The sequence below is a fragment of the Streptomyces sp. NPDC057438 genome, assembly GCF_042802995.1.
Taxonomy (GTDB): Bacteria; Actinomycetota; Actinomycetes; order Streptomycetales; family Streptomycetaceae; genus Streptomyces.
Map to the genome: position 1 here is coordinate 27,913 of NZ_JBHVDD010000008.1, position 26,561 is coordinate 54,473.

Genomic DNA, 26,561 nt, shown 5'->3' on the forward strand with positions numbered 1-26,561 from the left:
CTTTCGGCTTGGGTTCGTGGGTGGTGCGGCTTCGGTGGGGGCTTCTCGCGCAGTCCCCCGCGCCCCTGAAGGGCAGGGGCGGCTTCGGGTATGCGGAAGCGATAACGTCGGGAGGAAGCATGCGCGCCAACCCCGGAGGGGCTTCGTGGGGATTGAGAGCGACCAGGTCGTCTACGAGTATCTGAGCCGGGTCGGCGATCTGGCTCAGCAACGGCAGCTGCCGTCGGCGACGCGGATGCGGCTGGTGGCGGGGCTGCGGGACGAGATCGACCGGCGGCGCGCGAAGGCGCCCGTCGACAGCCCGGCCGCCGTGCGGCGCATCATCGCCCGGCTGGGTACGCCCGGTGAGGTCGTCGAGGCGGCGGGCGCACCCGGCGACGGACCGGAGCCTCGCGCCGCCGCGGTGCCGGTGCAACGGGTGACCGGCGCGGACGGGGACGACACGGTCGACGCCGGGGAGCCGGCCAAGGGGCTGTCGCGAGGACTGCGGAAGGTCGTGCCGCGGCCCCGCTCCGCCGAGGCCGGCACCGCGCCGCCCCCGGCCGGCGGCGCGGCCCCGCCGCATCTCGCCCCGCTGCACGAGCTGGGCGACGGCGACGTGCAGCCCGACTGGTGGCGGGTCGGCGGCGGTGGGGGCCCCGGGGACGGGGACATCGGGTTCGGGCTGGGGGACTCCGTGCCCGGGTTCGTCGGGGGTGTGGAGATCCCCGAGCTGCTGAAGCCACCGCCGGTGCGGGCCGAGGGGGAGGCGGTTCGCGGGCCCGCCGAGAAGGAGAAGGAAGGGGCGGCCGCGGCGGTCGTCACGGAGGAGGACGGCGGACGGCGGCGACGGCTGCGGCTGCCTCGGCTGCGGGCCTCGGGCGCGGGGTGGAGCAACCCACTGCTGCTGCTGGCCGCCGTCCTGCTGGTCGCGGGGGCGGTCATGGGGAGCCTGGTGCCGCTCGGGCTCGGATGGCTGATCGCCTATCTGTCACGGAGGCTGACGCCCGCCGAGTCGAAGTGGGCGGTCATGGGGATCCCCGGCGCGGTGGCCGCGGGCGGGGTCGTCTGGCTGTGGGGACGTACGGACGGGCGCTGGGGCGAGCCGATCGCCAAGGGCCACATGGACGCGGCGCTGGCGGAAGCGTGGCCCTGGATGCTCCGGATCGCGGCGGTGTCCTCCGCGCTCTATCTGCTCTGGCGCTCGCAACGCCCCCGGTGACTTCGGTGCGTCGGCGGGTGCGACCGGACCGCCGCCCCCCGGCCCCCGATCCCCTCGCCCCACAATGGGCGGTATGACTTCTCGCGCACTCACCGTCGGGTTCGATCTCGACATGACGCTGATCGACTCACGGCCGGGGATCCACGCCTGCTACGAGGCCCTGGCGGCGCGGACGGGAACGTACATAGACGCCGACCTGGCGATCACCCGCCTCGGCCCCCCGCTCGCGGACGAGCTGGCGTGCTGGTTCCCGGCCGCGGACATTCCGGCGATGGCGGACCTCTACCGCTCGATGTACCCGGCGATCGCGATCGCCGCGACCCCTGCCATGCCGGGCGCGCCGGAGGCCATCGCGGCGGTCCGCGCGGCCGGCGGGCGGGCGATCGTGGTCACCGCCAAGTACGAGCCCAACGCCAAGCTGCACCTGGAGCACCTCGGCATCGAGCCCGACGTGGTGGTGGGTGACCTGTGGGCCGAGGCCAAGGCGGCCGCGTTGCGCGAGCACGCCGCGAGCGTCTACGTCGGCGATCACACCGGCGACGTACGCGGCGCCCGCACGGCTCAGGCGTACGCGGTCGCCGTCGCCACCGGGCCCTGCGACGAAAGGGAACTGCGCGAGGCCGGCGCCGACGTCGTCCTGGCGGACCTGACCGCGTTTCCCGCGTGGCTCACGAGCCACCACCGTCCCTAGGGCATCAGGTACGTACCTCGCGCGCCCTTCTGCGCCCCGCCGCGACGGACTGCAGGACTCCCGCGCCCGCGATGAGGAATCCGACGCCCATGAGCATGCTCAGGACGAACATGTAGGTCGGGAACGGGGTCGTCCCGAGGAAGAGCGGGGCCACGGTGACGAGGGTGGCCACGGCGCCGACGAAGAACACGATCGCTCCGGCACGGATCAGCCGGTCACCGGGTTCGGCGGAATTCGGTTGGGTTTTGTCACGCACCCGACCAGGGTAGTTCCCAGCGCGAGGGAAGAGTCGGCCGACGTCTTGTCACCCGCCCCCGGACCAATAGGCTGGGGACCGGCGGGTCCGGCGACCCGCTGCAGTGCTGTCCAGAGCAGTTTGCGCACACCGAGAACACCTTCAGAACACTTTTCAGACGCAGTTTCCGACGAGTACGAGGACGAGGACAGACGTGCCTACCGGCAAGGTCAAATGGTTCAACAGTGAGAAGGGCTTCGGCTTTCTCTCCCGTGACGACGGCGGTGACGTCTTCGTCCACTCCTCCGTACTGCCCGCCGGTGTCGACACCCTGAAGCCCGGCCAGAAGGTCGAGTTCGGGGTCGTCGCCGGTCAGCGCGGCGACCAGGCCCTCTCCGTGACGATCCTGGAGCCGGCCCCCTCGGTCGCCGCCGCCCAGCGCAAGAAGCCCGACGAGCTGGCCTCGATCGTGCAGGACCTCACCACACTGCTGGAGAACATCACGCCCATGCTGGAGCGTGGCCGCTACCCCGACCGTGCCGCGGGCGGGAAGATCGCGGGTCTTCTGCGCGCCGTGGCCGACCAGTTGGACGTGTAGTGCCGGCAACTGCGCAGGTGAGCTAGGGGAATTCGAGCGCGTCCGGGCCGAGGGGCGGTACCAGCCCCTCGGCCGCCGCACGGGTGAGCAGACCCCTGACGGCCGCGTAGCCGTCCTCGCCGAGTCCGGCCGTGAACTCGTTGACGTACAGGCCGATGTGCTGGTCGGCGACGGCCGGGTCCATCTCCTGGGCGTGTTCCAGGACGTACGGGCGGGAGATCGCCGGGTCGTCCCAGGCCGCGCGGACGGAGGCGCGAATGGTCTCGGCGAGCCCGGCCAGGGTCTCGGCGCCCAGGGAGCGCTTCGCGATGATCGCGCCCAGCGGGATCGGCAGCCCCGTCGTCCCCTCCCAGTGCTCGCCCATGTCGGCCAGCTTGTGGAGTCCGTAGTTCTGGTAGGTGAAGCGGGCCTCGTGGATGACGAGTCCGGCGTCGACCCTGCCGTCCCGCACGGCGGGCATGATCTCGTGGAACGGCAGCACGACGATCTCGCCGACCCCGTCGGGCAGGGTGTCCGCCGCCCAGAGGCGGAAGAGGAGGTACGCGGTCGACCGCTCGCTCGGCACGGCCACCGTACGGCCGGTGAGGTCCGTTCCCGGCTCCCGGGTCAGCACCAGCGGGCCGCAGCCCCGCCCGAGCGCCCCACCGCAGGGCAGCAGCGCGTACTCGTCGAGGACGTAGGGCAGTACGGCGTAGGACACCTTCAGTACGTCGAGTTCACCGCGCTCGGCCATGCCGTTGGTGATGTCGATGTCCGCGAACGTCACGTCGAGCGCGGGCGCGCCGGGGATCCGGCCGTGCGCCCAGGCGTCGAAGACGAAGGTGTCGTTGGGGCAGGGCGAGTACGCGATCCGCAGCGCGGTCGTTCCGGCGGGGGTAATGGCGCGGTTCACGGGCGCCGCCTCAGTGCTCGTGGGGGTCGGAGGGGGCGTGGTGCTCGTGGGGCTCATGTGACGCGTAGGGCTCATGGGGGTCCCAACTCTCCAGTACGGGCGTGAGCTTCCCGTAGGCCTCGGTGAGTGCGGTCAGCGCGTCGCCGATGCGCCAGGCGGCGCGGTCGCGCGGGCCCACGGGATTGGAGACGGCGCGCAGTTCGAGGACGGGCGTGGTGTGCGCGGCGGCGGCCTCGGCGACCCCGAAGCCCTCCATCGCCTCGGCCAGCGCGCGCGGGTGCCGGGCCCGCAGGGCGGCCGCGCGCTCGGCGCTGCCGGTGACCGTGGAGACGGTGAGCACGGTGCCGGTACGGGCGCCGGCGGCGGTCGCGGCGGCGCGGACGAGGTCGCGCGGCGGCTGGTGGGTGACGGTGCCGAAACCGAGGTCGGTGACCGGGACGAAGCCGTCCGGGGTCTCGGCGCCCAGGTCGGCCGCCGTGATCTCGTCGGCGAGGACGAGTGAGCCGAGGGGTGCCTCGGGAGGGAAGCCGCCCGCGATACCGGCGGACACGACGAGTCCGTACGGCCTGCCCGCGAGAGCCGCCGCGGTCAGTGCGACGGCGGTGGAGGCGGCGGCGAGGGCGGGACCCACACCGGCGGCCAGGAGGTCGTGCTCGTGCGGGGAGGTGCGGAAGCGGTGGAGGGTCCCCGCCGGGAGGCGTACCTCGGTGGCGGGGCCCGGGAGCGCTCGTGCCACCGCGTCCCGTTCGGCGGGGACGGCGGTGGCTACGAGGATGCGCATGGGCGGCGGCAGGGGATCAGGCGTCCGGGTTCTTCAGCTTGAAGTTCCACACGCCCTTGATCGCGGAGCCCGAGGCGTTCTGCTCGACGATGCTGATCGTGAGCGACTTCTGGGGAGGCTGGCCGGGCTGGGTGGCGAAGAGGCCCGGGTTCTCGAAGGACCAGTACGTCTTGTCGAACGTGTCGCTGGTGGCCTGCTCCCCGTTGATCCACAGGGCCCATCCCGTCTTCGCCACCTCCGGGTCGACGCCGATGCGCAGGGCCTTGCCCTCCGGCAGCTCGATCGACTTGGAGGGCTTCTCCTCCGCGCACTCCTTGGCCTGAGCGACGTCGAGGGTCCGGTAGCACTCGGCCTCGGCGCTGATCGAGTCGGTGCCGATCGTGACGGTGGCCATCGGCGTCGGCTCATCGCAGGCCGACAGGACGAGAAGTCCGGCGGAAACGGCGCCGAGAGTGGCTGCGGCGCGACGGGAACGCGGGAAGGTCATGGGCGAAGGCTATCTGGCATGTCCAGGGGTTCCCTTACGTGGGGTCCGGCGTGCCGGGCCGACTGGGGAAACGGTCAGGCCACGCGGGCGCGGGGAGCGCCGTCGTGACGGGCGGAGGAGAGCAGGCCGCGCACGGTGGTGAGCCAGCCCGCGGCGACGATCGCGGCGGCCACGGCCATTCCGAGGGTGCCGTTGAGGGGGAGGGCGATGCCGATGGCGCCGCCGACCACCCAGGCCATCTGCAGCAGGGTCTCGGAGCGGGCGAAGGCGGAGGTGCGGACGAGTTCGGGGACGTCGCGCTGGATCAGGGCGTCCAGGCACAGCTTGGACAGGGCCTGCGAGAACCCGGCGACCGCGGCGAGGCAGGCGATGAAGAACGCGCTGAAGAACAGGGCCGCCGTGATCGCCACACCGAGTTCGACGGCGACGACGGTCACGATGATCAGCTCCGGCGACCGCTGCTTCGCCCACGCCCCCACGGCGGTGCCCAGGGCGTTTCCGGTGCCGGCCGCCACGGCCACCATGCCGAGGGAGACGGCGGCGCTCTGTCCGTGCAGGGGGTGGATGCGCAGCAGGAACGCCAGGAAGAAGATCAGGAACCCGGAGAGACCGCGCAGGGCGGCGTTGGCGGCGAGGGCGTGGGTGACCGCCGGGCCGACCGTCCTGAGGCCCGGCCGTTTCAGCGTCCCGCTGCGGTGCGGGCCGTGCAGGTGCTCGGGGTCCGCCGCGAGCAGGGCCCGGTCCTCACCCTTGGCCGAGTCGACCTTCGCGGGGAGCGTGAAGGAGAGGAACGTACCCGCTACGAAGATCACGAAGGCGCCGTAGAGAGGCCAGCGCGGGCCGAGTGCCTGCAGTCCGGCGCCGATGGGCGCGGCGACGCCGGTGGCCAGCAGACCGCAGAGGGTGACCCGGGAGTTGGCCTTCACCAGGGAGAACCGGGGCGGGAGGAGGCGGGGTACGACCGCGCTGCGGACCACCCCGTACGCCTTCGACGCGACCAGGACGCCCAGGGCGGCGGGGTAGAGCTGGAGGCTGCCGGTCTCGACGGCGCCGACGAGGAGGAGGGCGAGGAGGGCGCGGGCCAGCATCGCGCCGGCCATCGCGGCGCGGCGGCCGTGCGGGAGGCGGTCCAGCAGGGGGCCCACGACGGGGGCGAGGAGGGCGAAGGGGGCGAGGGTGATGGCGAGGTAGAGGGCGACTCGGCCGCGGGCCTCGTCGGTGGGGACGGAGAAGAACACGGTGGAGGCGAGGGAGACGGTGATCATCACGTCGCCGGCGCCGTTCACTCCGTGCAGTTCGATGAGTTTGCCGAGGCCGGATTCGCCGGCGCCGTGGGCGTGGGTGGCCTTGCGGATGCCGCGGGCGGGGCCGGTGAACGGCAGGTGCAGGGCGCGGCCGACCGAGCGGACGGCGCCGGTCACCCGGCCCGATCCGCGCGCTTCGCTCCGCTCGGCGCCGGTCACCTCGTCATAGTGCCCCGAGAAGGGGGACCGTAGTGCGCCTACCGCTCGGATGGCCCCGGCTGCGGCCGGCCCCCCCCCCGCGCGACGGGGGCCGTCTGTCTGCGGGCCGGTGGGGGGCCGGTCGCGCAGTTTCCCGCGCCCCTGTGAAGCGGGGCCTGCGGTTCTTGGTGGGCCGGTGTCGGGGGTGGTGGCGTGGGTTGTGTGTGTCTGCGGGGCGGTGGGGGCTGGTCGCGCAGTTCCCCGCGCCCTTGAGAAGCCGGGGCTGCGCCCCGTGCTTTTCATGCCGCCGGTCTGCCGCCTTCCAGGCCCGCAGGGCATGGTGCTGTCAGGGGCGCGGGGAACTGCGCGATCAGCCACGACGAGCCGGTGGACGGCCTGCGACCTCCGCGTATCCACATCTGGGGCGGCGCCCGGGGCGGCAGCCCCGGTGGTTTTCTGCCAACTGCCAAGGGCGACCGCAGAGCCCCCGGCACCCCCCTCCCCGCCCAGGCCGAGCGCAGCGGAATCGCGGAACCGCTACGTCGGTGTGGGCGCAGAGCCTCGGAGAAGGTAGCGTGCATAGCGCGCCTGCGGCGGTTGTTCTCGGCCGCGCGCCTCTCGTTCATCCCGCAGAATGGATGACATAGGTGCGCCCGAGTGCGATCGGGCGCGGACGTCGACGCGGCCCCCTGGTCCGCTCCGTCCGCACCCCCCGCCGAGGGAGGCGCACTCGTGAGACGGCGTAGGAGAGAAGCGATACCTGTGAGCGCAGCGACAACGCGAAGCCGCACCCCCGACCGTCTGTGTGCCGAGGCCGTCGACCTCGCCCGCTCCGCCGCCGAGGAGGCCGCCGCACCAGGCGTGGTCGGCGAGCACGCGGGGCTCGTGTCCGAGGGCGACCGGGTCGTGACGCACTTCTTCGAGTGCAAGGAGATGGGCTACCGCGGCTGGCGCTGGGCCGTCACCGTCGCCCGCGCCTCACGCGCGAAGTTCGTGACGCTGGACGAGGTCGTCCTGCTCCCGGGCCCCGACGCGCTGCTCGCGCCGGAGTGGGTGCCGTGGAGCGAGCGGCTCCGCCCTGGCGACATGGGCCCCGGCGACCTGCTGCCCACGGACGCCGAGGACCTGCGCCTGGAGCCCGGGTACTCCGGCGAGGACGAGCCCCTGCCGAACTCCCCCGTCTCGCACGACATGGCCGAGCTGGTGGAGGCGGAGGACGCCGAGGTCACCGCCGGGGTCCCGGCGAACCTGCCGCTCGCGCCGACCCGCGGATCGATCGCGGCGGTCGCCGAGGAACTGGGCATGCGGCGCGCCCGGGTCCTGTCCCGGTACGGGCTGCACACGGCCGCGGACCGCTGGGAGGAAGGGTTCGGAGCGAAGACCGCGATGGCGCAGGCCGCGCCGGCGGCGTGCGTCAGCTGCGGGTTCCTCGTGGCGATCGGGGGCTCGCTGGGGCAGGCCTTCGGGGTGTGCGCGAACGAGTTCGCGCCGGCGGACGGGCGCATGGTGTCCCTGACGTACGGCTGCGGGGGGCACTCGGAGGCGGCGGTCATGCCCGCCCCGCCGCGCCCGGCCCCGCCGCGGCTCGACGAGACCCGGGTGGATCCCTTCCCGCTGCGGCCGTCGCCCGATTCCGGGTCGGTGCCGATGGGTTCGGAGGAGGCCGAGTCCGAGGCGGATCTGGGGCATTCGTAGGGCGCCTGTTCGCGCGAGCGCGCCTCATGGCTCGGGGGTGCGGGGTTCGTCGGCGGGTGCGGCTCCGGTGGGGCTTCCCGCGCGGTTCCCCGCGCCCCTAGAAGCCCAGGTCCTGCGCCCCCGATAGCCCAGGCCCCGCCGGCCTGAAAGCCAGGGCCCCGTGGGCCTGGAAGGCGGCCGGTGTCGGCGCTGAGAAGCATGGGGCGCAGCCCCTGCTTCTCAGGGGCGCGGGGAACCGCGCGACCAGCCCCCACGCACCCCCACCCGCCCACGTACCAGCTACCCCCCACCTCCCTGGGCGCCCGGCCTGAGCAGCGCGGCGACGCGGTACCTTCGTGGACACCAGGCGACAGGGAGAAGTGAACCGTGAGCAAGTTCGTGCGGCCGGCGGCCGAGGGTGCGGACCCGTTCGGGACGGCTCGGCTGCGGCGGGGCGTGCTCGACGCCTGGGCTACCAGTCCGGCCCGGTTCCGTGAGGATGCCAACGCCGAGGAGGATCTCGTCCTCGGCGGCTACCGCGACCGTCTCGTCGTGGAGTTGGCGCAGAACGCCGCCGACGCCGCCGCGCGGGCCAAGGTGCCCGGCCGGCTGCGGCTGACCCTCCGCGACGGCGTCCTCGTCGCCGCCAACACCGGCGCCCCGCTCGACGCGGGCGGCGTCGAGTCGCTGTCCACGCTCCGCGCCTCCGCGAAGCGGGACGCGCAGGGCCACGACGGCGCCGTCGGCCGTTTCGGGGTCGGTTTCGCCGCCGTGCTCGCCGTCACCGACGAGCCCGCCGTCATCGGGCGGCACGGCGGTATCCGCTGGTCGCTCGCCGAGGCGCGGCTGCTCGCCGCCGAGACGGCCCGGCACAGCCCCGGCCTCGGGGACGAGATCCGCCGCCGGGACGGGCATGTGCCGCTGCTGCGGCTGCCGTTCGCGGCCGAGGGGACCGCCCCGGAGTCGTACGACACCGTCGTCATCCTGCCGCTGCGCGACACCGCCGCCGCCGATCTCGCCGAGCGGCTGCTGCACGCGGTCGACGACGCGCTGCTCCTCGCCCTGCCCGGTCTCGACGAGGTCGTCATCGAGATCGGCGCCGACGAGGTGCGGACGGTGCGGCGGAGTGTGGAGGGGGCGCACGTCGTCGTCGAGGACTCGCGGGACGGGGTCACGCGCTGGCGCACCGTCGCCGAGCACGGGGCGCTCGACGCCGCGCTGCTCGCGGACCGGCCCGTCGAGGAGCGGCTGCGACCGCACTGGTCCGTCACCTGGGCCGTGCCGACCGGGCCCGACGGCGCGCCGGTACGCCCGCGCACCACCGCCGTCGTGCACGCGCCCACCCCCAGCGACGAGGCCCTCGGCCTGCCCGCTCTGCTCATCGCCTCCTTCCCCCTGGACACGACCCGGCGGCACGCGGCGCCCGGCCCGCTCACCGACTTCCTCGTGGAGCGCGCGGCGGACGCGTACGCCGGGCTGCTGGCCGCCTGGGAGCCGGTGGCCGAGGGGATCATCGACCTGGTGCCCGGCCCGCTGGGCAAGGGCGAACTGGACGGCGCGCTGCGCCGGGCGATCCTGGAGCGGCTGCCGCGCACCGCGTTCCTGCCGCGCGCGGTGACGCCCGAGCCCGACGACGAACTGGAGGGCCTGCCCGTCGCCCTGCGCCCCCGGGACGCCGAGGTCGTCGAGGGGGCCGGCGCGGAGACCGTGCGGGTGCTCGCCGACGTCCTGCCCAGTCTGCTGCCCGCCGGGCTCGAACGGCGCGCGGAGCTGCGTACGCTGGGCGTCGCGCGCCTGCCGCTGGGGGACGTCATCGACCGGCTCGCCGGGCTGGAGAAGGCTCCCGACTGGTGGCGGCGGCTCTACGACAGCCTCGCGGGAGTGGACCCGGACCGGCTGTCGGGCCTGCCGGTGCCGCTCGCGGACGGGCGGACCACCATCGGGCCGCGGCAGATCCTCCTCCCGGCCCCCGACGGCCCGCAGGCGGCCCGCCCCGACACCCTCGCCCGCCTCGGGCTGAAGGTCGCCCACCCGGACGCCGCGCATCCGCTGCTGGAGAAGCTGGGCGCGCTGCCGGCGACCCCGCGCGCCGTGCTCACCACCCCCCAGGTCCGAGCCGCGGTCGCCGCGTCCCTGGACGACGACGGGGGCGTCTGGGACGAGGAGGACGGGCGGCCGGACGCCGACGAACTCGCCGACCTCGTCCTCGCGCTGGTGCGCGACGCCGCGCTCGAACCCGGCGACGAACCCTGGCTCGGCGCCCTCGCCCTGCCCGACGAGGACGGCGAACTGGCCCCCGCCGGTGAACTCGTCCTCCCCGGCAGCCCCTTCGCCCGGGTCATGCGCGAGGACGAACTCGCCCTCGTGGACGCCGAACTGGCCGACCGCTGGGGCGAGCAGCCCCTGGCGGCCTGCGGGGTGCTCGCCACCTTCGCCCTCGTCCGCGCCACGGACGTCGTCCTCGACCCGGACGAACTGGAGCCGCGCGACGGGGACTTCGCCGAACCTGACGACGCCGGTCTGCTCGACGCGGTGGACGTGTGGTCCGAGGACATCCTCGACCGCTTCCCGGACAGTCCCGTGCCGCCGGTCGCGACGGAGATCGTGGCCGTGCGCGACCTGGACCTCGTCGACGAGGACCGGTGGCCGGAGGCGCTGGCCCTGCTCGCCCGGCCCCCGCTGCGCGACGCCCTCGTCCAGCCGGTCCGCGTCCTGCTCCCGGACGGCACGCACGAGGTCGTCCGCCCCTACACGGCCTGGTGGCTGCGCGGGCACCCGGTGCTCGACGGCCGCCGCCCGGCGGGCCTCCTCGCGGCCGGCGGCGACCCGCTGCTGCGCGGTCTGTACGACGAGGCCGACGCCACCGGCTTCGACGACGAGCAGGTCCTGCGGGCGCTGGGGGTGCGCACCTCGGTGGCCGCGCTGCTGGACGAGCCGGGCGGCGCCGCCGAGCTGCTGGACCGGCTGGTCGACCCGGACCTCCCCGTGTCCGCCGCCCAACTCCACGGTCTGTACGGCGCGCTGGCGGACCTCGACCCCGACCAGGTGACCCTGCCGGACGAGCTGCGCGCGGTGGTGGACGGTGAGGTGACCGTCGTGGACGCGGCCGACGCCGTCGTCGTCGACTCGCCCGACCTGCTGCCCTTCACCGCCGGGACGCCCCTGCTCCCCGTACGGCCGGCCCGGGCCGCCGAGCTGGCCGAGCTGTTCCAGGTGCGGCGGCTCAGCGAGTCGGTGACGGGCGAGGTGGACTCCGAGGGCACCGAGCACGACGTTCCGGAGGCGGTGCGGGTCCTGCTCGGCCCGGCCACCCCCGCGTCGTACGTCGAGCACGAGGAACTGGTCGTCGACGGCGTGGAGCTGGACTGGCGCCGCACCCGCGACGGCGTCCTGCACGCCGCCACCCTGGAAGGCGTCGCCGCCGGGCTGGCCTGGGCGGCGGGCCAGTGGCCGCGCCGCTTCGAGGTCGCCGCCCTGCTGGAGGACCCGTCCAGGACGGCGGAACTGGCACGGGACCGCTGGTTCGACTGAGAGGAAGACACACGATGACGGCGCGGGTCACGGCAGTGAGCGCGAACGGAACGTACTCCTTCAGCAAACCGAACCGGACGAGCATCACGCTGCTCACCGGGCTCGGTGTCGAGGGCGACGTCCATGCGGGGACGACCGTGAAGCACCGGTTCCGTATGACGTACGAGCCGGACGCGCCCAACCTGCGTCAGGTGCACCTCATCCACGAGGAGCTGTTCGACGAGCTGGCCGCGAAGGGCTACACGGTCGCGGCCGGTCAGCTCGGTGAGAACGTCTCCACCCGGGGGATCGACCTGCTGGGGCTGCCCACGGGTGCGCTGCTGCGCCTCGGCGACGAGGCGGTCGTGGAGGTCACGGGGCTGCGCAACCCGTGCGACCAGATCAACACGTTCCAGAAGGGGCTGCTGAAGGAGGTCTTCGAACTCGACGCCACGACGGGGGAGTTCACTTTCAAGTCCGGGATCATGGGGGTCGTCCGGCAGGGCGGGACGGTCCGCCCCGGCGACGGGATCACCGTGGAGCTGCCCGCCGGGCCGCACCGCCCGCTGGAGCGCGTATAGCCGTTTCACTCGGCGGGGCCGGGACGCGCCGGGATGAGCGCGAGGCTCGCTGTGATCTGGGCGACATCCGCACCGTTTTCGCGGAACTCGTACAACCATTCCCCCTGCCTCATGGATCTGATCACCCGAGCCGACGGCTTTCTCAGAGGTCACGGGAGTCACACGACTCCCGGGCTCCGGCCGGCTCGACAGACCTGAACCGGGTCTCGCGCGACGGAACCGTCCGTGAGGCCCCTTCCACGTGGGGAATACTTTGCACAAGCGTGCGATCGTGGGCGCCGTCACCGGCGCCCTGGCCCTGACCGCCTTCGCCGTACCCGCCGTGTACGCCGCGGACGAGGCGAACGGCATCGCCACCTCTCCGCGGTGGGCGCCGGTCACCGCCGCCGGCGGGCCGTCGGCGTTCGGCGCGGCCACCGCCGCCGACGGGGACCTCGACGTCTCCTTCTCCGGCATGAAGGTGAACGGAGGCAAGCCGATCGTCGTCGGCGCGACCAAGCACCGCTCGGTGCCGGTCACCTACACGCTCACCCACGCCGCGGACCTCGACATCACCGACGAGGACTTCGCCAACGGGCCGTTCCTGTACCTCAAGTCCATGCCCGGCTCGGTGCTCGACGAGTTCGACGAGCCGGTGCAGTTCGGCGAGGAGGAGGCGACCTGCGCGCCCACCTCCTCGACCACCGCCAGCTGCAAGGCGTCCATCGAGCTGTACCCGGGCGAGTCTCTCGTCAACTCGCAGGCCACGACCTGGAAGGTCGGCGGCCTCGCGTTCCAGGGCGACCCGCTCGGCGGAGACCTGAAGGAGACCTGGCAGGGCAAGCTCGGCACGTCCAAGGTCCAGCGCCAGTCGAAGCTCACGGGCGCCAACGCCTCGCCCGAGCCCGTCAGGAAGGGCAGCACCATCACGGTCACGAGCAAGCTGACCCGCGCCGACTGGAACACCAACAAGTTCCCGGCGTACGGCGGCCAGTCCGTGAAACTGCAGTTCAAGAAGAAGGGCACGTCCACCTACACGGACGTCAAGACGGTCAAGTCGTCCTCGAAGGGCGCCCTGAAGACCACCGTCAAGGCGACCGTCGACGGCACGTACCGCTTCGTCTTCGCGGGCACGTCGACCACGGCGGCCGTGACCTCGGCGGCCGACGCCGTCGATGTGAAGTAGGCGCGCCGGTAGCGAGAGGCGGGGCGTCGGCCCGGGGTCTCCCGGACCGGCGCCCTCTCGTTCGGCCGCTCACCGTCGACGCCGGGCCGGAACCGGTCAAGAAGGGGAAGACCGTCACCGCGACGGGCCGGCTCACCCGCGCCGACTGGCAGAGCCCCCCTACAAGCCCTCCGCCAAGCAGCTGGTCAAGCTGCTAGTTCCGCAAGGCGGGCAGCAGCACGTACACCACCGTCAGGACGGTGTACTCGGACGCCTCCGGCAACGTGAGGGCCACCGGCACCGCCGCGTACGACGGGTACTGGCGCTTCAGCTACGCCGGGGTGACCACGACGGCGCCGGTCAGCGCGACGGCCGACTACGTCGACGTGACGTAGGGCCCCGCGCGGTGACGTGACAGGGGGTGGGCCGTGCTGCCGGAGGCCGCCGTGCCGGTGCCCGTGCCGTCAGAGGCTCGGGAAGACCAGCACGAAGAACAGCCACAGCAGCACGGCCCAGAACAGCGCCGCCGCCAGCGACACGAGCAGGGAACTGCGCCACTTCAGCACCAGGAACGGGAAGAGGACCAGGGCCGCCCAGTGGCCGGCCACGTCGATCGACATGCCGGCGGCCTCCTTGAGGTCTCTGGCGCGGCCCGTCGCGATGCGGCGCAGCAGCCGCTGCGAGGCGAAGCCGTACAGGCCGAAGACGACGGGGAAGAACCACAGCGGGGTGATCGACACCAGCTCGGTCTCGGAGAACTCGTCGAACATGACGAGATAGACGAGGCCCGCGCCGAGGAGCCCGCCGATCAGCGCGGTGACGTAGAGCGCGGTCAGCGCGGCCGGTTCGACGGCACCGGCGGGCACGGGCACCGCCGAGGCGTACGGCACGTCGGGCGACGGAACCCGGGCCACCCGGTGGCAGTGCGGGCAGCGGACGTCCTGCCCGACCCGGTCGGCCGGAGCCGAGATCAGGTGTCCGCACGGGGCGTGGAACTCCACCGGCTGGTACGGGTTCATGCGCTGTTACTCCCCTCCCCGCGCCGCCTCCCGGTGCCGTGGGACGCCGGTGACGCGACGGTGCGGCCTCGGCGAGACCGGTCGGAGGAAGAGGACGCGGGCCGGAGTCGTCCGGTTTCCGGCACGCGCATACGCTCTACGGCACGCGCATACGCCCTACGGCACGCGGGTGCGCGGCCCTACGGCGCGCATGTGCGCCCTACGCGGGGAAGCGGCGGTCCACCCACCTCCACAGGAACTCCAGCAGGGCCGACGCCCCCGCCGCCACGGCGACCGCGATCCACGGCATGGTCGCCCCGACCAGCCGCAGGGCGAAGAAGTCCTGGAGCCAGGGCACGACGAGGACCAGCAGGAAGCATCCGCCCATCGCGGCGACCAGGCCCAGGCGCCACCAGGTGTACGGGCGGGCGATGATGGCCAGCACCCACATGGAGATCAGGAAGAGCGTGAGGGTGGCCGCGCTGGTCTCCGCCCCCAACGCACCCTCGCCCGTGTAGTGGTGACGGGCGATCAGATAGGTGACGAAGGTGGCGACGGCGGCCAGCACGCCGCCGGGGATCGAGTACCGCATCACCCGCCGCACGAAGTGGGGTTGCGCGCGCTCCTTGTTGGGGGCCAGGGCGAGGAAGAACGCCGGGACCCCGATCGTCAGGGTGGAGAGCAGGGTCAGATGGCGGGGGAGGAAGGGGTACTCCACCTGCCAGCAGACCACCAGGACGGCGAGGAGTACCGAGTAGACCGTCTTGACGAGGAACAGGGTGGCCACCCGCGTGATGTTGCCGATGACCCGGCGGCCCTCCGCGACCACGGACGGCAGCGTCGCGAAGCTGTTGTTGAGCAGGACGATCTGGGCGACGGCCCTGGTCGCCTCCGAGCCCGAGCCCATCGCCACACCGATGTCGGCGTCCTTGAGGGCCAGCACGTCGTTCACGCCGTCGCCCGTCATCGCGACCGTGTGGCCGTGGGACTGCAGCGCGCCGACCATCTCCCGCTTCTGCTGCGGGGTGACCCGGCCGAAGACCGTGCCGGAGTCGAGGGCGGCGGCCATGCCGTCGCGTTCGCCGGGGAGCCGACGGGCGTCGACGACCTCGCCGGTCAGGCCCAGCTTCCCGGCCACCGCGCCGACCGACACCGCGTTGTCGCCGGAGATGACCTTCGCCCGTACGTTCTGCTCCTCGAAGTAGCGCAGGGTGTCGGCGGCGTCGGGGCGCAGCCGCTGTTCGAGGACGACGAGGGCGGTGGGGCGGGAGTCCCGGGCGACCTCGGGGTCGTCGAGTTCGCGGGTCACCCGGGCCAGCAGCAGGACGCGCAGCCCCTGCTCGTTGAGCCGGTCGGTCTCGGCGAGGGCCGGGGCGCCGTCGGGGAGCAGGACGTCGGGGGCGCCGAGCAGCCAGGTGCTGGTCGCGCCGTCGCTCTCGCCGAAGGAAGCGCCGCTGTACTTGCGGGCCGAGGAGAACGGCAGGGACTCGGTGCAGCGCCAGCCGTCGCTGTCCGGGCAGGCGTCGATGACGGCCTGGAGGGAGGCGTTCGGGCGGGGGTCGGATTCCCCGAGCGCGCCGAGGACCGTGCGTACGTACGCCTCGTCGGCGCCGTCGAGGGGGCGCAGTTCCGTGACGTCCATGCCGCCCTCGGTGAGGGTGCCGGTCTTGTCGAGGCAGACGGTGTCGACGCGGGCGAGGCCCTCGATGGCCGGCAGTTCCTGCACCAGACACTGCTTGCGGCCGAGGCGGATCACCCCGATCGCGAAGGCGACCGAGGTCAGCAGCACCAGGCCCTCGGGGACCATCGGGACGATGCCGCCGACCGTGCGGGCGACGGAGTCCTTGAAGTCGTTCTCCTTCACGATCAGCTGGCTGATGATCAGGCCGATCGCGGTCGGGACCATCATCCAGGTGACGTACTTGAGGATGGTGGAGATGCCGGAGCGCAGCTCGGAGTGGACCAGGGTGAAGCGGCTCGCCTCCTCCGCGAGCTGGGCGGCGTAGGCCTCCCGGCCCACCTTCGTCGCGGTGAAGGCCCCGCCGCCGGCGACCACGAAGCTGCCGGACATCACCGGGTCGCCGGGGTGCTTGACGACCGGGTCGGCCTCGCCGGTGAGCAGCGACTCGTCGATCTCCAGCCCGTCGGTCTCGACGCACTCGCCGTCCACGACGATCTTGTCGCCCGGGCCGATCTCGATGAGGTCCCCGAGGACGATGTCGGAGGTCCCGACCTGCGCGGCGACCCCGTCCCGCCGGACCGTGGGTTTCGCCTCGCCGATCACCGCGAGGGAGTCGAGGGTCTTCTTCGCCCGCCACTCCTGGACGATGCCGATGCCGGTGTTGGCGAGGATCACGAAGCCGAACAGGCTGTCCTGGATGGGCGCGACGAACAGCATGATCACCCAGAGGACGCCGATGATCGCGTTGAACCGGGTGAAGACGTTCGCGCGGACGATGTCCACCATGGAGCGGCTGCTCCGCACGGGTACGTCGTTCACCTCGCCGCGGGCGACCCGCCCGGCCACCTCGGCGGCCGTCAGACCACGCGCCCGCCCCGGGTGGGCCGGGGCGGGCGTGGGGTGCGCGGGATCGAGTTCGGTACCCGCGTCGATGTGCGTCATGCATTCGACGGTACGTGCGGATTTGGGGGTTCACCCGCCGAGTGCGCCAAAGATCCGACCTGGGGAGGAGGGACGGGTCACGCCGTGCTGCCTGGGTCGTACGGGGCCTTGTCGGGGGTGGGAGGCACGCGGAGGTGCGTGCCGGGCGCTGCGCCTCCCGGGTGCCTGCCGCGCTGCTGGGGTGGACGTCGCGTGCCGGGCGGAGGGGAGGGGAGGGGCTGGGGCTGTCCGAGTCCGGGGGCAGTCGTTTTCGGACCGCGGGCCTTCTGTCGCTTTCGGACCGTCGGCGTACCCCGGTGGCGTCCGCGATCGCCGGGCGGGCGGGGCTCGGTGGCGGCGGCGCGGCGCGCCGCGCCGTACCTCTCGTGCCGCGCCGTACGTCTCATGTCGTGGCGTGCCGTACGTCTCATGCCGCCCGACGTCCCGCGGCGGTGCCGGTGGCCCTCGGCCCCCGGGGGCGGCGCCGTCGGGCTCAGTTGGAGGCGGGCCGGGCGGTCACGTCGTCGGACTTGGACTCGGACGTCTCGGTTCCGGTCTTCTCCGGCCCCGTCGTTCCGGGGCCCGCCGTCTCTGTGTCGGACGAGGCCGTGCCGGACGAGGCCGTGCCGGGCGCGGTGGCCTGCTCCTCAGCCTCTCGTGCCGCGTCCCGCTTGATCGCCGCGTCCCGTCGGCGGACGTAGTAGACGCCGATGAAGCCCAGCCCGCCGCCCGCGAGGCACGTCCAGATCCACCAGGTGTGTCCGTGGTCCTCGTACCAGCCGTAGAAGGGGAGCTGGACGACGAAGAGGACGAGCCACAGGATCGTGCCGCCGGTGATGGTCGGCACGATGGGCCCCTCCAGGGGCGCCGGTGCCTCGTGCTTGGGGATCCACTTCGCCATGGGCACAGCTTACGAGGCGGATGGGTCTACGCGCGGAGATGGCGTGACTTGAATTATATGTTCATACTGAAACGGTTTCTGTCTGACCACTTCTGTTCGTAGAAAACTCCAACAGCATTGGGCTGCCTGTTGGGGATGAGGTTCCGCATGTCCCCGCAGAGCAGCACCCTCGGCGTGTTCGACCGCCACTTCAGGATCACCGAGCGCGGCAGCACCCTGTCCCGCGAGATCCGGGGCGGTTTCGCCACCTTCTTCGCGATGGCGTACATCATCGTGCTGAACCCGATCATCCTGAGCAGCGCGAAGGACATGTACGGCCACCAGCTGGACTACGGCCAGTTGGTCACCGCGACCGCCGTCACCGCCGCCTTCACCACGCTCCTCATGGGGGTCATCGGCAACGTGCCGATCGCCCTGGCGGCGGGCCTCGGCGTGAACACGGTCGTCGCGCTGCAGCTCGCGCCGCGCATGTCCTGGCCGGACGCGATGGGCATGGTCGTCCTGGCCGGGTTCGTCGTGATGCTGCTGGTGGCGACGGGGCTGCGGGAGCGGGTCATGAACGCCGTGCCGCTGAGTCTGCGCAAGGGCATCTCCATCGGTATCGGCCTGTTCATCATGCTGATCGGGCTGGTCGACTCCGGCTTCGTCACCCGCATCCCGGACGCCGCCCGCACGACCGTGCCGCTCCAGCTGGGTGCCACCGGGCACCTCGACGGCTGGCCGGTGCTGGTCTTCGTCCTCGGCGCGCTGCTGACGCTCGCGCTGATCGTGCGCAGGGTGCCGGGCGCGATCCTGATCTCCATCGTCGCGATGACGCTGCTCGCGGTCGTCATCGAGGCCGCCGCCGACCTGCCCGAGGGCGCCTGGGGCCTGACGACGCCGAAGTGGCCCGGCAACCCGGTCGCGTCCCCCGACTTCGGTCTGATCGGCCAGGTCAGCCTCTTCGGCGGGTTCTCGAAGGTCGGTGTGCTGACCGGTGTCCTCTTCGTCTTCACGGTCCTGCTGTCGTGCTTCTTCGACGCGATGGGCACGATCATGGGCGTCGGCGACGAGGCCAGGCTGACCGACGCGGACGGCCAGCTGCCCGGCATCAACAAGGTGCTTTTCGTCGACGGCATCGCCGTCGCCGCCGGTGGAGCCAGCTCGTCCTCTGCCACGACCTGTTTCGTGGAGTCGACCGCCGGTGTCGGCGAGGGTGCGCGCACCGGCTTCGCGAACCTGGTCACCGGCGCGCTGTTCGCCGTCGCGCTGTTCCTGACGCCGGTCGCCACGATGGTGCCCTCCCAGGCGGCGACCCCGGCGCTGCTCGCGGTCGGATTCCTGATCCTCGCGAACTCGGTCCGCGAGATCGACTGGGCCGACTACACCATCGCGATCCCGGCCTTCGTGACGATGGTGATGATGCCGTTCACCTACTCGATCACCAACGGCATCGGCATGGGCTTCATCACCTTCGTCGTGCTGCGTCTGGCCGCGGGTCGTGGACGCGAGGTTCCGGTGGCGATGTACGTGGTGTCGGCGGTCTTCGGCTTCTACTACCTGATGCCGGCGCTGGGGCTGACGTGAGCGGCACCCGGCCGCCTCACGTCACCCCGTAGAACTTCTCCGTCTCCTCGACGGCGCTCTGGAACCGCTCGTCGAAGTCGTCCCGGATGAGCGTCCCGATCACGTAGTCCTGGACGCTCATCCCCCTTTTCGCCGCGTGGGTCCGGAGCCGGTCGAGCAGCTCCCCGTCTATCCGCAGGCTGAGCACAGTGGTCCCCATGTGTACAAGAGTCGTGTATCTGCCGCCCCTGGTGTCACGTTCCGCTTACTAGTCACTCATATGAGTGACGTGGAGGTCGGTGTGGGCATGAGTGGCGGTCCTCACGGGCACCGCTGTGGAGTTCCGGTGGTCTTTAGCGAGAGTAATGACTTATGCTAAAGAACATGCCTGACCTGAACCATGGCGACGACGAGGCCGCTGTGAACGCCCTCCGTTCCGCCGTGATGCGCCTGTCCCGTCGGCTCAAGCACCAGCGGGTCGACGAGTCGCTGAGCCCGACCGAGATGTCGGTGCTCGGCACCCTCGCCCGCTGCGGCACGGCCACCCCCGGTGAGCTGGCCCGCAAGGAGCACGTGCAGCCGCCGTCGATGACCCGGATCGTCGCCCTGCTGGAGAGCAAGGGCCTCGTGAAACTGGAGCCGCACCCCGAGGACAGGCGGCAGAAGGTGGTCACCCAGACCGAGCGGGCCGAGGCGATGCTGGAGGAGAGCCGCCGCAGGCGCAACGCGTTCCTCGCCTCCCTCGTCGAGGGCCTCGGCGAGGACGAGTGGGAGAAGCTGCGCGCGGCCGCGCCGGTCCTGGAGAAGCTCGCCCACCTCTGACCCGCCACTCGCCCGCCGGGGCGCGCCTCGGCCATGGGCGTACGCCGGTCCGGCCACCGGTACGCCCGGACGACGGTCCGCGCGCCGCCGGGGGGCGGGCATGGGCGGCCCCGGGAACCGGCAGGCAGAAGAAGGCAGAAGTGCACGGAACATCCAGAAGAAGGCATAAGAAGCCACAGCAGACAGAACGGGAGTCGTGAGGCTTACGCAACCGCACGACACGCACGCGTTCCACGCAAGGAGGCGATCCCCTTTGAGTACGGGCCCCGGAGCAGCTTCCGTCCCCGCACCACCGAACCCTCACACCACCCCGCCCTCGCACGAGGTGCGCGAAGCACCGCCGGATACCACCGGCCCGCTGCACCGTCCCACCGCCCCCGAGGCGCCGCCCGAGGCGCCGCCGAACGCCGCCGTCCCGGCGGTGACCGCCGCCGACACCCCGCCGGCCGCACAGCCGGCCGCCCCGCAGACCCCCGCCTCCCGTGAGCGCGCGTCCATGTTCCGGTCGCTGCGGGTGCGCAACTACCGGTTGTTCTTCGTCGGACAGGTCGTCTCGAACGTCGGCACGTGGATGCAGCGGATCGCACAGGACTGGCTGGTCCTGAGCCTGGCCGGCTCGTCCACGGCCGTCGGTGTGACGATGGCGCTGCAGTTCCTGCCGATGCTGCTGTTCGGGCTGTACGGCGGCGTGCTGGTCGACCGGTTCCCCAAGCGGCGGCTGCTGTTCCTGACGCAGACGTCGATGGCGGTCACGGGACTGGCGCTCGCCGCGCTGACGCTCTCCGGCCAGGTGCAGGTGTGGCACGTGTACGTGGCCGCCTTCGCCGTGGGCATGGCCACCGTGGTCGACAACCCGGCCCGGCAGTCGTTCGTGTCGGAGCTGGTCGGACCGGACCAGTTGCAGAACGCGGTCAGCCTCAACTCGGCGAACTTCCAGTCGGCCCGTCTGGTCGGCCCCGCCGTCGCCGGCGTGATGATCACGACCGTCGGCTCGGGCTGGGCCTTCCTGTTCAACGGCCTCTCCTTCGTCGCCCCCATCATCGGCCTGCTGCTGATGCGCACCCGCGACCTGCACCCCGTCCGCCGCGCCCCGCGCGCCAAGGGCCAGCTCCGCGAGGGCCTGCGCTATGTGGCCGGCCGTCCCCAGCTGCTCTGGCCCATCGTCCTCGTCGGCTTCATCGGCACCTTCGGCTTCAACTTCCCCGTCTGGCTGTCGGCGTACGCGGACGACGTGTTCCACTCGGGTGCCGGCTCGTACAGCCTCTTCAACACCCTCATGGCGGTCGGCTCGGTCGCCGGCGCCCTGCTCGCCGCCCGCCGCGGCACGACCCGGCTGCGGGTGCTGATCGGGGGAGCGCTCGCCTTCGGCCTGCTGGAGATCGTGGCCGCGCTGGCCCCGTCGTACTGGATGTTCGCCCTGCTCATGGTGCCGATAGGGATGTTCGGCCTGACCGTGAACGTCACCACCAACACGGCGATCCAGATGAACACCGATCCCGTCATGCGCGGCCGTGTCATGGCCCTCTACATGATGGTCTTCCTCGGTGGCACCCCGCTGGGCGCGCCGGTCGCCGGCTGGGCCACCGACGCGTACGGCGCCCGCGCCGGGTTCGTCGCCGGTGGTGTCGTCTCCACCGTCGCCGCCGTCACCGTGGGCCTGATCCTCGTCAGGGCCGGCGGACTGCGGCTGTCGATGGGGTGGAACCGGGGTCACCCGAGGATGCGGGTCGTGCCCCGGGAGCGGGCTGTTCCCGTGACGACGGCGGCGTAGACCTGCGAAGGTGGCCGCCATGAGTGCCACGCCCACCGTGCGGCTGTTCGCCGCCGTGCTGCCGCCCGCCGATGTCGTCGACGAACTCGGCCTGCTGATCGGGGAGTTGAAGGGCCTCGCCGGTGCGGACCGGTTGCGCTGGACCGAGCCGCCCGGCTGGCACTTCACCCTCGCCTTCTACGGTGAGGTCGGGGAGGACGTCGTACCGGAGCTGTCCCGACGCCTGGAGCGGGCCGCCCGGCGGAGCGAGCCGTTTCCGCTGGCGGTACGCGGCGGCGGGCAGTTCGGGCGCGGCCGGGCGTTGTGGGCGGGCGCCGACGGGGATCTCGGCGCGCTCCGGCTGCTGGCCGACCGCGCGGAGGCGGCGGCGCGCAGGGCCGGGGTGCCGATGGGGGAGCACCGCCGGTACACGCCCCATCTGACGGTGGCCCGCAGCCGGGAGGACGTCGACGTACGGCCGTACGTCGAGGTCCTCGACACCTTCGCCGGGCGTACGTGGACGGTGGCCGACCTCGTGCTGGTGCGCAGCAATCTGCCGACGTCCGGGGTGCCGGGGGAGCAGCCGCGGTACGAGGCGGTGGGGCGCTGGGCGCTCGGGGCGGCCGGATGACCGTTCGGGCCGCCGGTTAGGCTCGGGGGGTGGACCCGAAGACCCGAAACCGGATCATGGCCGGTGTGCTTGTGCTGATGTTCGCGGTGGTCGCTGTCGCGGCGGCGCTCGGCAGGTGAGCGCCGGGTTCCGGTGACCGTCGGTTCCGGCGGCCGTACGTCGCGGTAGCCGTCTGTTCCAGCGGCCGTCCGTTCTGGCGGCCGTCCGTGGCGGAAGTCGTCCGTGGCGGAGGCAGTCCGTGGTGGTGGGCGTCCGTGGTGGTGGCCGTCCGTGGTGGTGGCCGTCCGTACCGTGGCGGCCCGTTCGGTGGCCGCCGTTTTCGGTGACCCTCGGTCGTGGTTGCCGTAGGTCGCGGTGGCTGTCGGGGAACTGCGGACCGTTCTCGTCCGCCCGCCGGTGGGGGCCGACCGCGCAGTTCCCCGCGCCCCTTACGGAGGGCCGGTGGTGGTCACCAGGCGAAGGCCTCCGGGGACGGGCCCGGGCCCGGGAAGATCTCGTCCAGCGACGCCAGCAGCTCCTCGCTCAGTTCCAGCTCGCTCGCGCGGATCGCCGACCGGAGCTGCTCGGCCGTCCGCGGGCCGACGATCGGGCCCGTGACGCCCGGCCGGGTGAGAAGCCAGGCGAGGGCGGCCTCGCCCGGTTCGATGCCGTGCTTGTCGAGCAGGTCCTCGTACGCCTGGACCTGGCCGCGCACGGCCGGGTCGGAGAGGGCGTCGGCGCTGCGGCCGGAGCTGCGGCGGCCCTGTGTGGCCTCCTTCTTGATGACCCCGCCGAGCAGTCCGCCGTGCAGCGGCGACCAGGGGATGACCCCGAGGCCGTACTCCTGCGCGGCCGGGATGACCTCCATCTCCGCGCGGCGCTCGGCGAGGTTGTAGAGGCACTGCTCGCTGACGAGGCCGATGGTGCCGCCGCGCCGGGCGGCGGTCTCGTTGGCCTGGGCGATCTTGTAGCCGGGGAAGTTGCTGGAGCCGGCGTACAGGATCTTGCCCTGCTGCACGAGTACGTCGACGGCCTGCCAGATCTCCTCGAACGGGGTGTTCCGGTCGATGTGGTGGAACTGGTAGACGTCGATGTGGTCCGTGCGCAGCCGCTTGAGGCTGGCGTCCACGGCCCGCCGGATGTTCAGCGCGGAGAGCTTGTCGTGGTTGGGCCAGGAGTCGGCGGACGCGGCCATGTTCCCGTACACCTTGGTCGCGAGGACCACCTTGTCGCGGCGCTCGCCGCCCTTCGCGAACCAGTTGCCGATGATGCTCTCGGTGCGGCCCTTGTTCTCGCCCCACCCGTACACGTTCGCCGTGTCGAAGAAGTTGATGCCCGCGTCCAGTGCGGCGTCCATGATCGCGTGACTGTCCGCTTCGTCCGTCTGCGGACCGAAGTTCATCGTGCCGAGGACCAGCCGACTGACCTTGAGACCTGTGCGTCCGAGCTGTGTGTACTCCATGACCGTCTAGCCAAGGCGGTGGAGTGCGCTCTAGGCAAGGGGGAGGAAGGGGGAGGGATCTTGACGCTAACCAAGGGGTAGTGCTTTCCTTTCGTAAGTAGAAGCTTGAAGTTTCAAGCTCACTTCTCCGATGGGAGCATCGTGACCCCCACCACGCCTGCCCGCCGCGCCCTCGTCGCCATCCTCGCGGCCGTCGCGCTCACCTCCACCGTCGCCGTCGTACCGGCCGTCGCGGCCCCGGCCGCCGCCGTCGGCGAGCGGGCCCCGTACGGGGACGCCGCGCGGCTCGGGTACCAGAAGTCCGTGGCCGTACGCGTGCTGAAGGGGGTGTTCGAGGACGGGGACACGGCGGTCGTGGACCGGTACGTGCGGCAGGACTATATCCAGCACAATCCGCTCGCGGCGGACGGGGCGGAGACGCTGAAGGGGCTCGCCTTCGTGGTGCACCAGCAGTTCCCGGAGGCCGCGTACGACGTCAAGCGGGTCGTCTCGCAGGGCGACCTCGTGCTCGTGCACTCCAACGTCGTGCTGACACCCGGCAGTCGGGGCTCCGCCGTCTTCGACATCTTCCGTTTCCAGGGCGGGCGGATCGCCGAGCACTGGGACGTGGCGCAGGACGTGCCGGCGTCCTCGGCCAACGGCAACGACATGTTCTCCACGGTCAGCCGGCCCCGGACGGGCGAGCCGGGACCGGCGTGGCTGACCTCGTCCAACGAGAAGCTGGTGACCAGGGCGTTCGACCGGCTGATGGTGCGGAAGGACCTGTCGGCGATCGACGAGTACTGGGGGCCCGAGTACCACCAGCACAACCCGGACGTCCCCGACGGCGTGGAGGGGGTCAAGGCCGGTCTGGGCGGCTACTTCCAGCAGTTCCCCGCCCTCGCGGTCTCGCGCAAGCGTGTCATCGCCGAGGGCGACCTCGTCGCCGTCCACAGCCACTACGGAAACGCGCCGGGGGCGCGGGGGCAGGCCGTCCTCGACCTGTTCCGGGTGCGGAACGGGAAGATCGTGGAGCACTGGGACGCGATACAGGACGTGCCGGAGACCTCGGCGAACGACAACACGATGTTCTGACCGCCGCGCCGTTTTCCCGGAGCGCCCGGCCGTCCGCTCGCTCAGCCTGCCAGGACCTGCGTGTTCTGGCAGGCGGTGAGGAGCCGACGGCCGTCGGGCTGCTTGCGGCGGTCATCACATGGAGCGGGGATCCCTCGCTCTCGTGTCGGCGGCTGGCACGTGGTTCTCCGTAGCCAAGCGGACCATGCTGGAACGTCAAGCACGGTTGAGATCACGGGAGTTGTCAGTTCTCGCGTCGGGCCGTTCGCGGTGACGGTGGGGGAGGAGGAACAGAGGGGTCGTCAGGAGGAGCAGGCCGGCCGTGGCGATCGCCGTGCGGGGGGTGGTGACGGCGGCGAGGACGCCCCAGAGGGCTGTCATGGCGGCGGTGGTGAGCTTGCCGGTGACGGACCAGGCGGTGAGGGTGCGGGCGACGCGGTCCGGCGGGGTCCGGGTGAGGCGCTGGGTGGCCAGCACGGGGTTGAAGACGCCGATGCAGGTGATCAGGCCCAGTTCGACGACCATGACGAGGACGAGTCCGGCCGGCCCCGCGCCGACGAACGCCAGGCCCAGCGGCCAGCACGCCCGGAGGGTTCCGGCGACCCGGACGACCCTGTCCTGGCCGTACCGGGCGACCAGCGGACGGGACAGGCGCGAGCCGATCAGACCGCCGACGCACGGGACGGCGAAGGCGAGACCGTACTGCCAGGGCGCGAAGCCGAGTTGACCCACCATGAGCATGAGCAGCAGTGGCGCCGGGGCCATGATCAGGGCGTTGACCAGGACGGAGTTGAGGAAGAGGGGGCGCAGGGCGGGGTCGCGGAGGATGTACCGCCAGCCGTCCAGGAGGTCGCCGAGGCGGAGCCGGGGGGTGGTGCCCGTAGCCGGTTTCCTGGGCGGGGCCGCGTGGGTCTCCTTACTGCGGGTCGGGCGGGGCTCATTACTGCCGGTCGGGCGGGGCTCCTTGGCGCCGATCGCCCGGATGCCCGCTGCCGAGAGGAGGTAGCTGGCGGCGTCGATCAGCACGGTGACGACCGGGCCGAAGAGGCCCATCGCGGCGCCGCCGAGGGGCGGGCCGAGCATGGTCGTGGTCCAGGTCGTGGCCTCGAAGCGGCCGTTGGCGGCCACGAGGTGCTCCTGGGGGACCAGGAACTTCAGACAGGCGCCGCTCGCCGCGGTGAAGGTGATGTCGGCCACGGCGACGACCATGGCGACCAGGAGGAGCTGGGGGAAGGTCAGCAGGTCCAGGGCGTAGGCCGCCGGGACGGACAGCAGGGCCGCGCAGCGGACCAGGTCCATCGAGATCATCACCGGGCGCTTGCGGTGGAACTCCACCCACGGGCCGAGCGGCACGGCCACCGCCGCACCCACCGCCAGACCGGCGGCCGCCAGCGCGGAGACCTCCGTGGGGCCGACGTGCAGGACCAGCACCGCGAGCAGGGGGAGCGCGTCGAACGACAGCCGGGTCCCGAACGCGCTGACCGCGTACGCCGCCCACAGCCACCGGAACTCCCGTCCCAGCCCACCGCCGCTCCCGGCCCGCGCCATCCCCACCCCGCCCCGCATTCGTCACCGCGCCGTC

24 protein-coding genes are annotated in these 26,561 nt (G+C 72.3%); 13 read left to right on the forward strand and 11 right to left on the reverse strand.

Annotated features, from left to right (window positions below; translation table 11 throughout):
- Nucleotides 1–145 precede the first annotated feature (145 nt).
- A complete protein-coding gene (locus ACFU5F_RS07295; RefSeq protein WP_383883207.1) occupies nt 146–1,201 on the forward strand; it encodes a hypothetical protein in 1,056 nt (351 codons plus the stop codon).
- 64 nt (nt 1,202–1,265) lie between these two features.
- The gene (locus ACFU5F_RS07300; RefSeq protein ID WP_383883210.1) at nt 1,266–1,892 is read left to right on the forward strand and encodes an HAD family hydrolase; all 627 of its coding nucleotides are present in this window, start codon (nt 1,266–1,268) and stop codon (nt 1,890–1,892) included.
- 4 nt (nt 1,893–1,896) lie between these two features.
- Here ACFU5F_RS07300 and ACFU5F_RS07305 read toward each other — a convergent pair whose 3' ends face one another.
- On the reverse strand, nt 1,897–2,148 hold the full coding sequence (locus tag ACFU5F_RS07305; protein ID WP_383883212.1) for a hypothetical protein: 252 nt from the start codon (nt 2,146–2,148) through the stop codon (nt 1,897–1,899).
- A 193-nt stretch (nt 2,149–2,341) separates the two neighbouring features.
- Here ACFU5F_RS07305 and ACFU5F_RS07310 point away from each other — a divergent pair, with 193 nt between their 5' ends.
- A complete protein-coding gene (locus tag ACFU5F_RS07310; protein ID WP_005486266.1) occupies nt 2,342–2,725 on the forward strand; it encodes a cold-shock protein in 384 nt (127 codons plus the stop codon).
- A 22-nt stretch (nt 2,726–2,747) separates the two neighbouring features.
- On the opposite strand, the gene ACFU5F_RS07315 is transcribed toward ACFU5F_RS07310, so the two are convergent.
- The 4 genes from ACFU5F_RS07315 to ACFU5F_RS07330 all read right to left on the reverse strand — a co-directional run bounded on the left by ACFU5F_RS07315 (nt 2,748) and on the right by ACFU5F_RS07330 (nt 6,306).
- On the reverse strand, nt 2,748–3,617 hold the full coding sequence (locus tag ACFU5F_RS07315; protein ID WP_383883215.1) for a 1,4-dihydroxy-6-naphthoate synthase: 870 nt from the start codon (nt 3,615–3,617) through the stop codon (nt 2,748–2,750).
- Between the two features lie 10 nt (nt 3,618–3,627).
- The gene (locus ACFU5F_RS07320) at nt 3,628–4,398 is read right to left on the reverse strand and encodes a futalosine hydrolase (protein ID WP_383883218.1); all 771 of its coding nucleotides are present in this window, start codon (nt 4,396–4,398) and stop codon (nt 3,628–3,630) included.
- 16 nt (nt 4,399–4,414) lie between these two features.
- Nucleotides 4,415–4,885, reverse strand: coding sequence for a hypothetical protein (locus ACFU5F_RS07325; protein ID WP_383883221.1), 471 nt, complete (start codon nt 4,883–4,885; stop codon nt 4,415–4,417).
- 74 nt (nt 4,886–4,959) lie between these two features.
- Nucleotides 4,960–6,306, reverse strand: a complete 1,347-nt coding sequence (locus ACFU5F_RS07330) for an MFS transporter (RefSeq protein ID WP_383883463.1) — start codon at nt 6,304–6,306, stop codon at nt 4,960–4,962.
- A 783-nt stretch (nt 6,307–7,089) separates the two neighbouring features.
- Between ACFU5F_RS07330 and ACFU5F_RS07335 the strand changes: the two genes are divergently transcribed.
- The 5 genes from ACFU5F_RS07335 to ACFU5F_RS07355 all read left to right on the forward strand — a co-directional run bounded on the left by ACFU5F_RS07335 (nt 7,090) and on the right by ACFU5F_RS07355 (nt 13,631).
- The gene (locus ACFU5F_RS07335) at nt 7,090–8,022 is read left to right on the forward strand and encodes a DUF3027 domain-containing protein (protein ID WP_383883223.1); all 933 of its coding nucleotides are present in this window, start codon (nt 7,090–7,092) and stop codon (nt 8,020–8,022) included.
- Nucleotides 8,023–8,388: 366 nt separating this feature from the next.
- The gene (locus tag ACFU5F_RS07340) at nt 8,389–11,532 is read left to right on the forward strand and encodes a sacsin N-terminal ATP-binding-like domain-containing protein (RefSeq protein ID WP_383883226.1); all 3,144 of its coding nucleotides are present in this window, start codon (nt 8,389–8,391) and stop codon (nt 11,530–11,532) included.
- 14 nt (nt 11,533–11,546) lie between these two features.
- Nucleotides 11,547–12,092, forward strand: a complete 546-nt coding sequence (locus tag ACFU5F_RS07345; protein WP_383883229.1) for an MOSC domain-containing protein — start codon at nt 11,547–11,549, stop codon at nt 12,090–12,092.
- Between the two features lie 271 nt (nt 12,093–12,363).
- A complete protein-coding gene (locus ACFU5F_RS07350) occupies nt 12,364–13,257 on the forward strand; it encodes a hypothetical protein (RefSeq protein WP_383883232.1) in 894 nt (297 codons plus the stop codon).
- A 239-nt stretch (nt 13,258–13,496) separates the two neighbouring features.
- Nucleotides 13,497–13,631: a hypothetical protein gene (locus ACFU5F_RS07355; RefSeq protein ID WP_383883235.1), complete on the forward strand. Its 135-nt coding sequence runs from the start codon at nt 13,497–13,499 to the stop codon at nt 13,629–13,631.
- A 69-nt stretch (nt 13,632–13,700) separates the two neighbouring features.
- On the opposite strand, the gene ACFU5F_RS07360 is transcribed toward ACFU5F_RS07355, so the two are convergent.
- From ACFU5F_RS07360 to ACFU5F_RS07370, 3 genes are all read right to left on the reverse strand, one after another.
- Nucleotides 13,701–14,255, reverse strand: a complete 555-nt coding sequence (locus ACFU5F_RS07360) for a hypothetical protein (RefSeq protein WP_383883238.1) — start codon at nt 14,253–14,255, stop codon at nt 13,701–13,703.
- A 199-nt stretch (nt 14,256–14,454) separates the two neighbouring features.
- Nucleotides 14,455–16,857: an HAD-IC family P-type ATPase gene (locus ACFU5F_RS07365; protein WP_383883241.1), complete on the reverse strand. Its 2,403-nt coding sequence runs from the start codon at nt 16,855–16,857 to the stop codon at nt 14,455–14,457.
- 472 nt (nt 16,858–17,329) lie between these two features.
- On the reverse strand, nt 17,330–17,737 hold the full coding sequence (locus tag ACFU5F_RS07370; RefSeq protein ID WP_383883244.1) for a DUF2530 domain-containing protein: 408 nt from the start codon (nt 17,735–17,737) through the stop codon (nt 17,330–17,332).
- Between the two features lie 147 nt (nt 17,738–17,884).
- Between ACFU5F_RS07370 and ACFU5F_RS07375 the strand changes: the two genes are divergently transcribed.
- Nucleotides 17,885–19,303 carry an NCS2 family permease gene (locus ACFU5F_RS07375; RefSeq protein WP_383883247.1) on the forward strand — a complete coding sequence of 473 codons (1,419 nt, stop codon included), beginning with the start codon at nt 17,885–17,887 and terminating at the stop codon, nt 19,301–19,303.
- A 16-nt stretch (nt 19,304–19,319) separates the two neighbouring features.
- On the opposite strand, the gene ACFU5F_RS07380 is transcribed toward ACFU5F_RS07375, so the two are convergent.
- Nucleotides 19,320–19,502, reverse strand: coding sequence for a ribbon-helix-helix protein, CopG family (locus ACFU5F_RS07380; RefSeq protein WP_383883249.1), 183 nt, complete (start codon nt 19,500–19,502; stop codon nt 19,320–19,322).
- A gap of 164 nt (nt 19,503–19,666) precedes the next feature.
- On the opposite strand from ACFU5F_RS07380, the gene ACFU5F_RS07385 reads away from it, so the two are divergent.
- The 3 genes from ACFU5F_RS07385 to thpR all read left to right on the forward strand — a co-directional run bounded on the left by ACFU5F_RS07385 (nt 19,667) and on the right by thpR (nt 22,485).
- A complete protein-coding gene (locus tag ACFU5F_RS07385; protein WP_383883252.1) occupies nt 19,667–20,104 on the forward strand; it encodes a MarR family winged helix-turn-helix transcriptional regulator in 438 nt (145 codons plus the stop codon).
- 253 nt (nt 20,105–20,357) lie between these two features.
- Nucleotides 20,358–21,875, forward strand: a complete 1,518-nt coding sequence (locus ACFU5F_RS07390) for an MFS transporter (RefSeq protein ID WP_383883255.1) — start codon at nt 20,358–20,360, stop codon at nt 21,873–21,875.
- A gap of 37 nt (nt 21,876–21,912) precedes the next feature.
- The gene (gene thpR / locus ACFU5F_RS07395) at nt 21,913–22,485 is read left to right on the forward strand and encodes an RNA 2',3'-cyclic phosphodiesterase (RefSeq protein WP_383883466.1); all 573 of its coding nucleotides are present in this window, start codon (nt 21,913–21,915) and stop codon (nt 22,483–22,485) included.
- 448 nt (nt 22,486–22,933) lie between these two features.
- Here the strand turns inward: thpR and ACFU5F_RS07400 are convergent, their stop codons facing one another.
- The gene (locus ACFU5F_RS07400; RefSeq protein WP_383883258.1) at nt 22,934–23,926 is read right to left on the reverse strand and encodes an aldo/keto reductase; all 993 of its coding nucleotides are present in this window, start codon (nt 23,924–23,926) and stop codon (nt 22,934–22,936) included.
- A 141-nt stretch (nt 23,927–24,067) separates the two neighbouring features.
- Here ACFU5F_RS07400 and ACFU5F_RS07405 point away from each other — a divergent pair, with 141 nt between their 5' ends.
- A complete protein-coding gene (locus ACFU5F_RS07405) occupies nt 24,068–25,000 on the forward strand; it encodes an ester cyclase (RefSeq protein WP_383883261.1) in 933 nt (310 codons plus the stop codon).
- A 195-nt stretch (nt 25,001–25,195) separates the two neighbouring features.
- Here ACFU5F_RS07405 and ACFU5F_RS07410 read toward each other — a convergent pair whose 3' ends face one another.
- Complete coding sequence (locus tag ACFU5F_RS07410) at nt 25,196–26,527, reverse strand: MFS transporter (RefSeq protein WP_383883263.1); 1,332 nt, start codon at nt 26,525–26,527, stop codon at nt 25,196–25,198.
- Between the last annotated feature and the right edge of the window lie 34 nt (nt 26,528–26,561).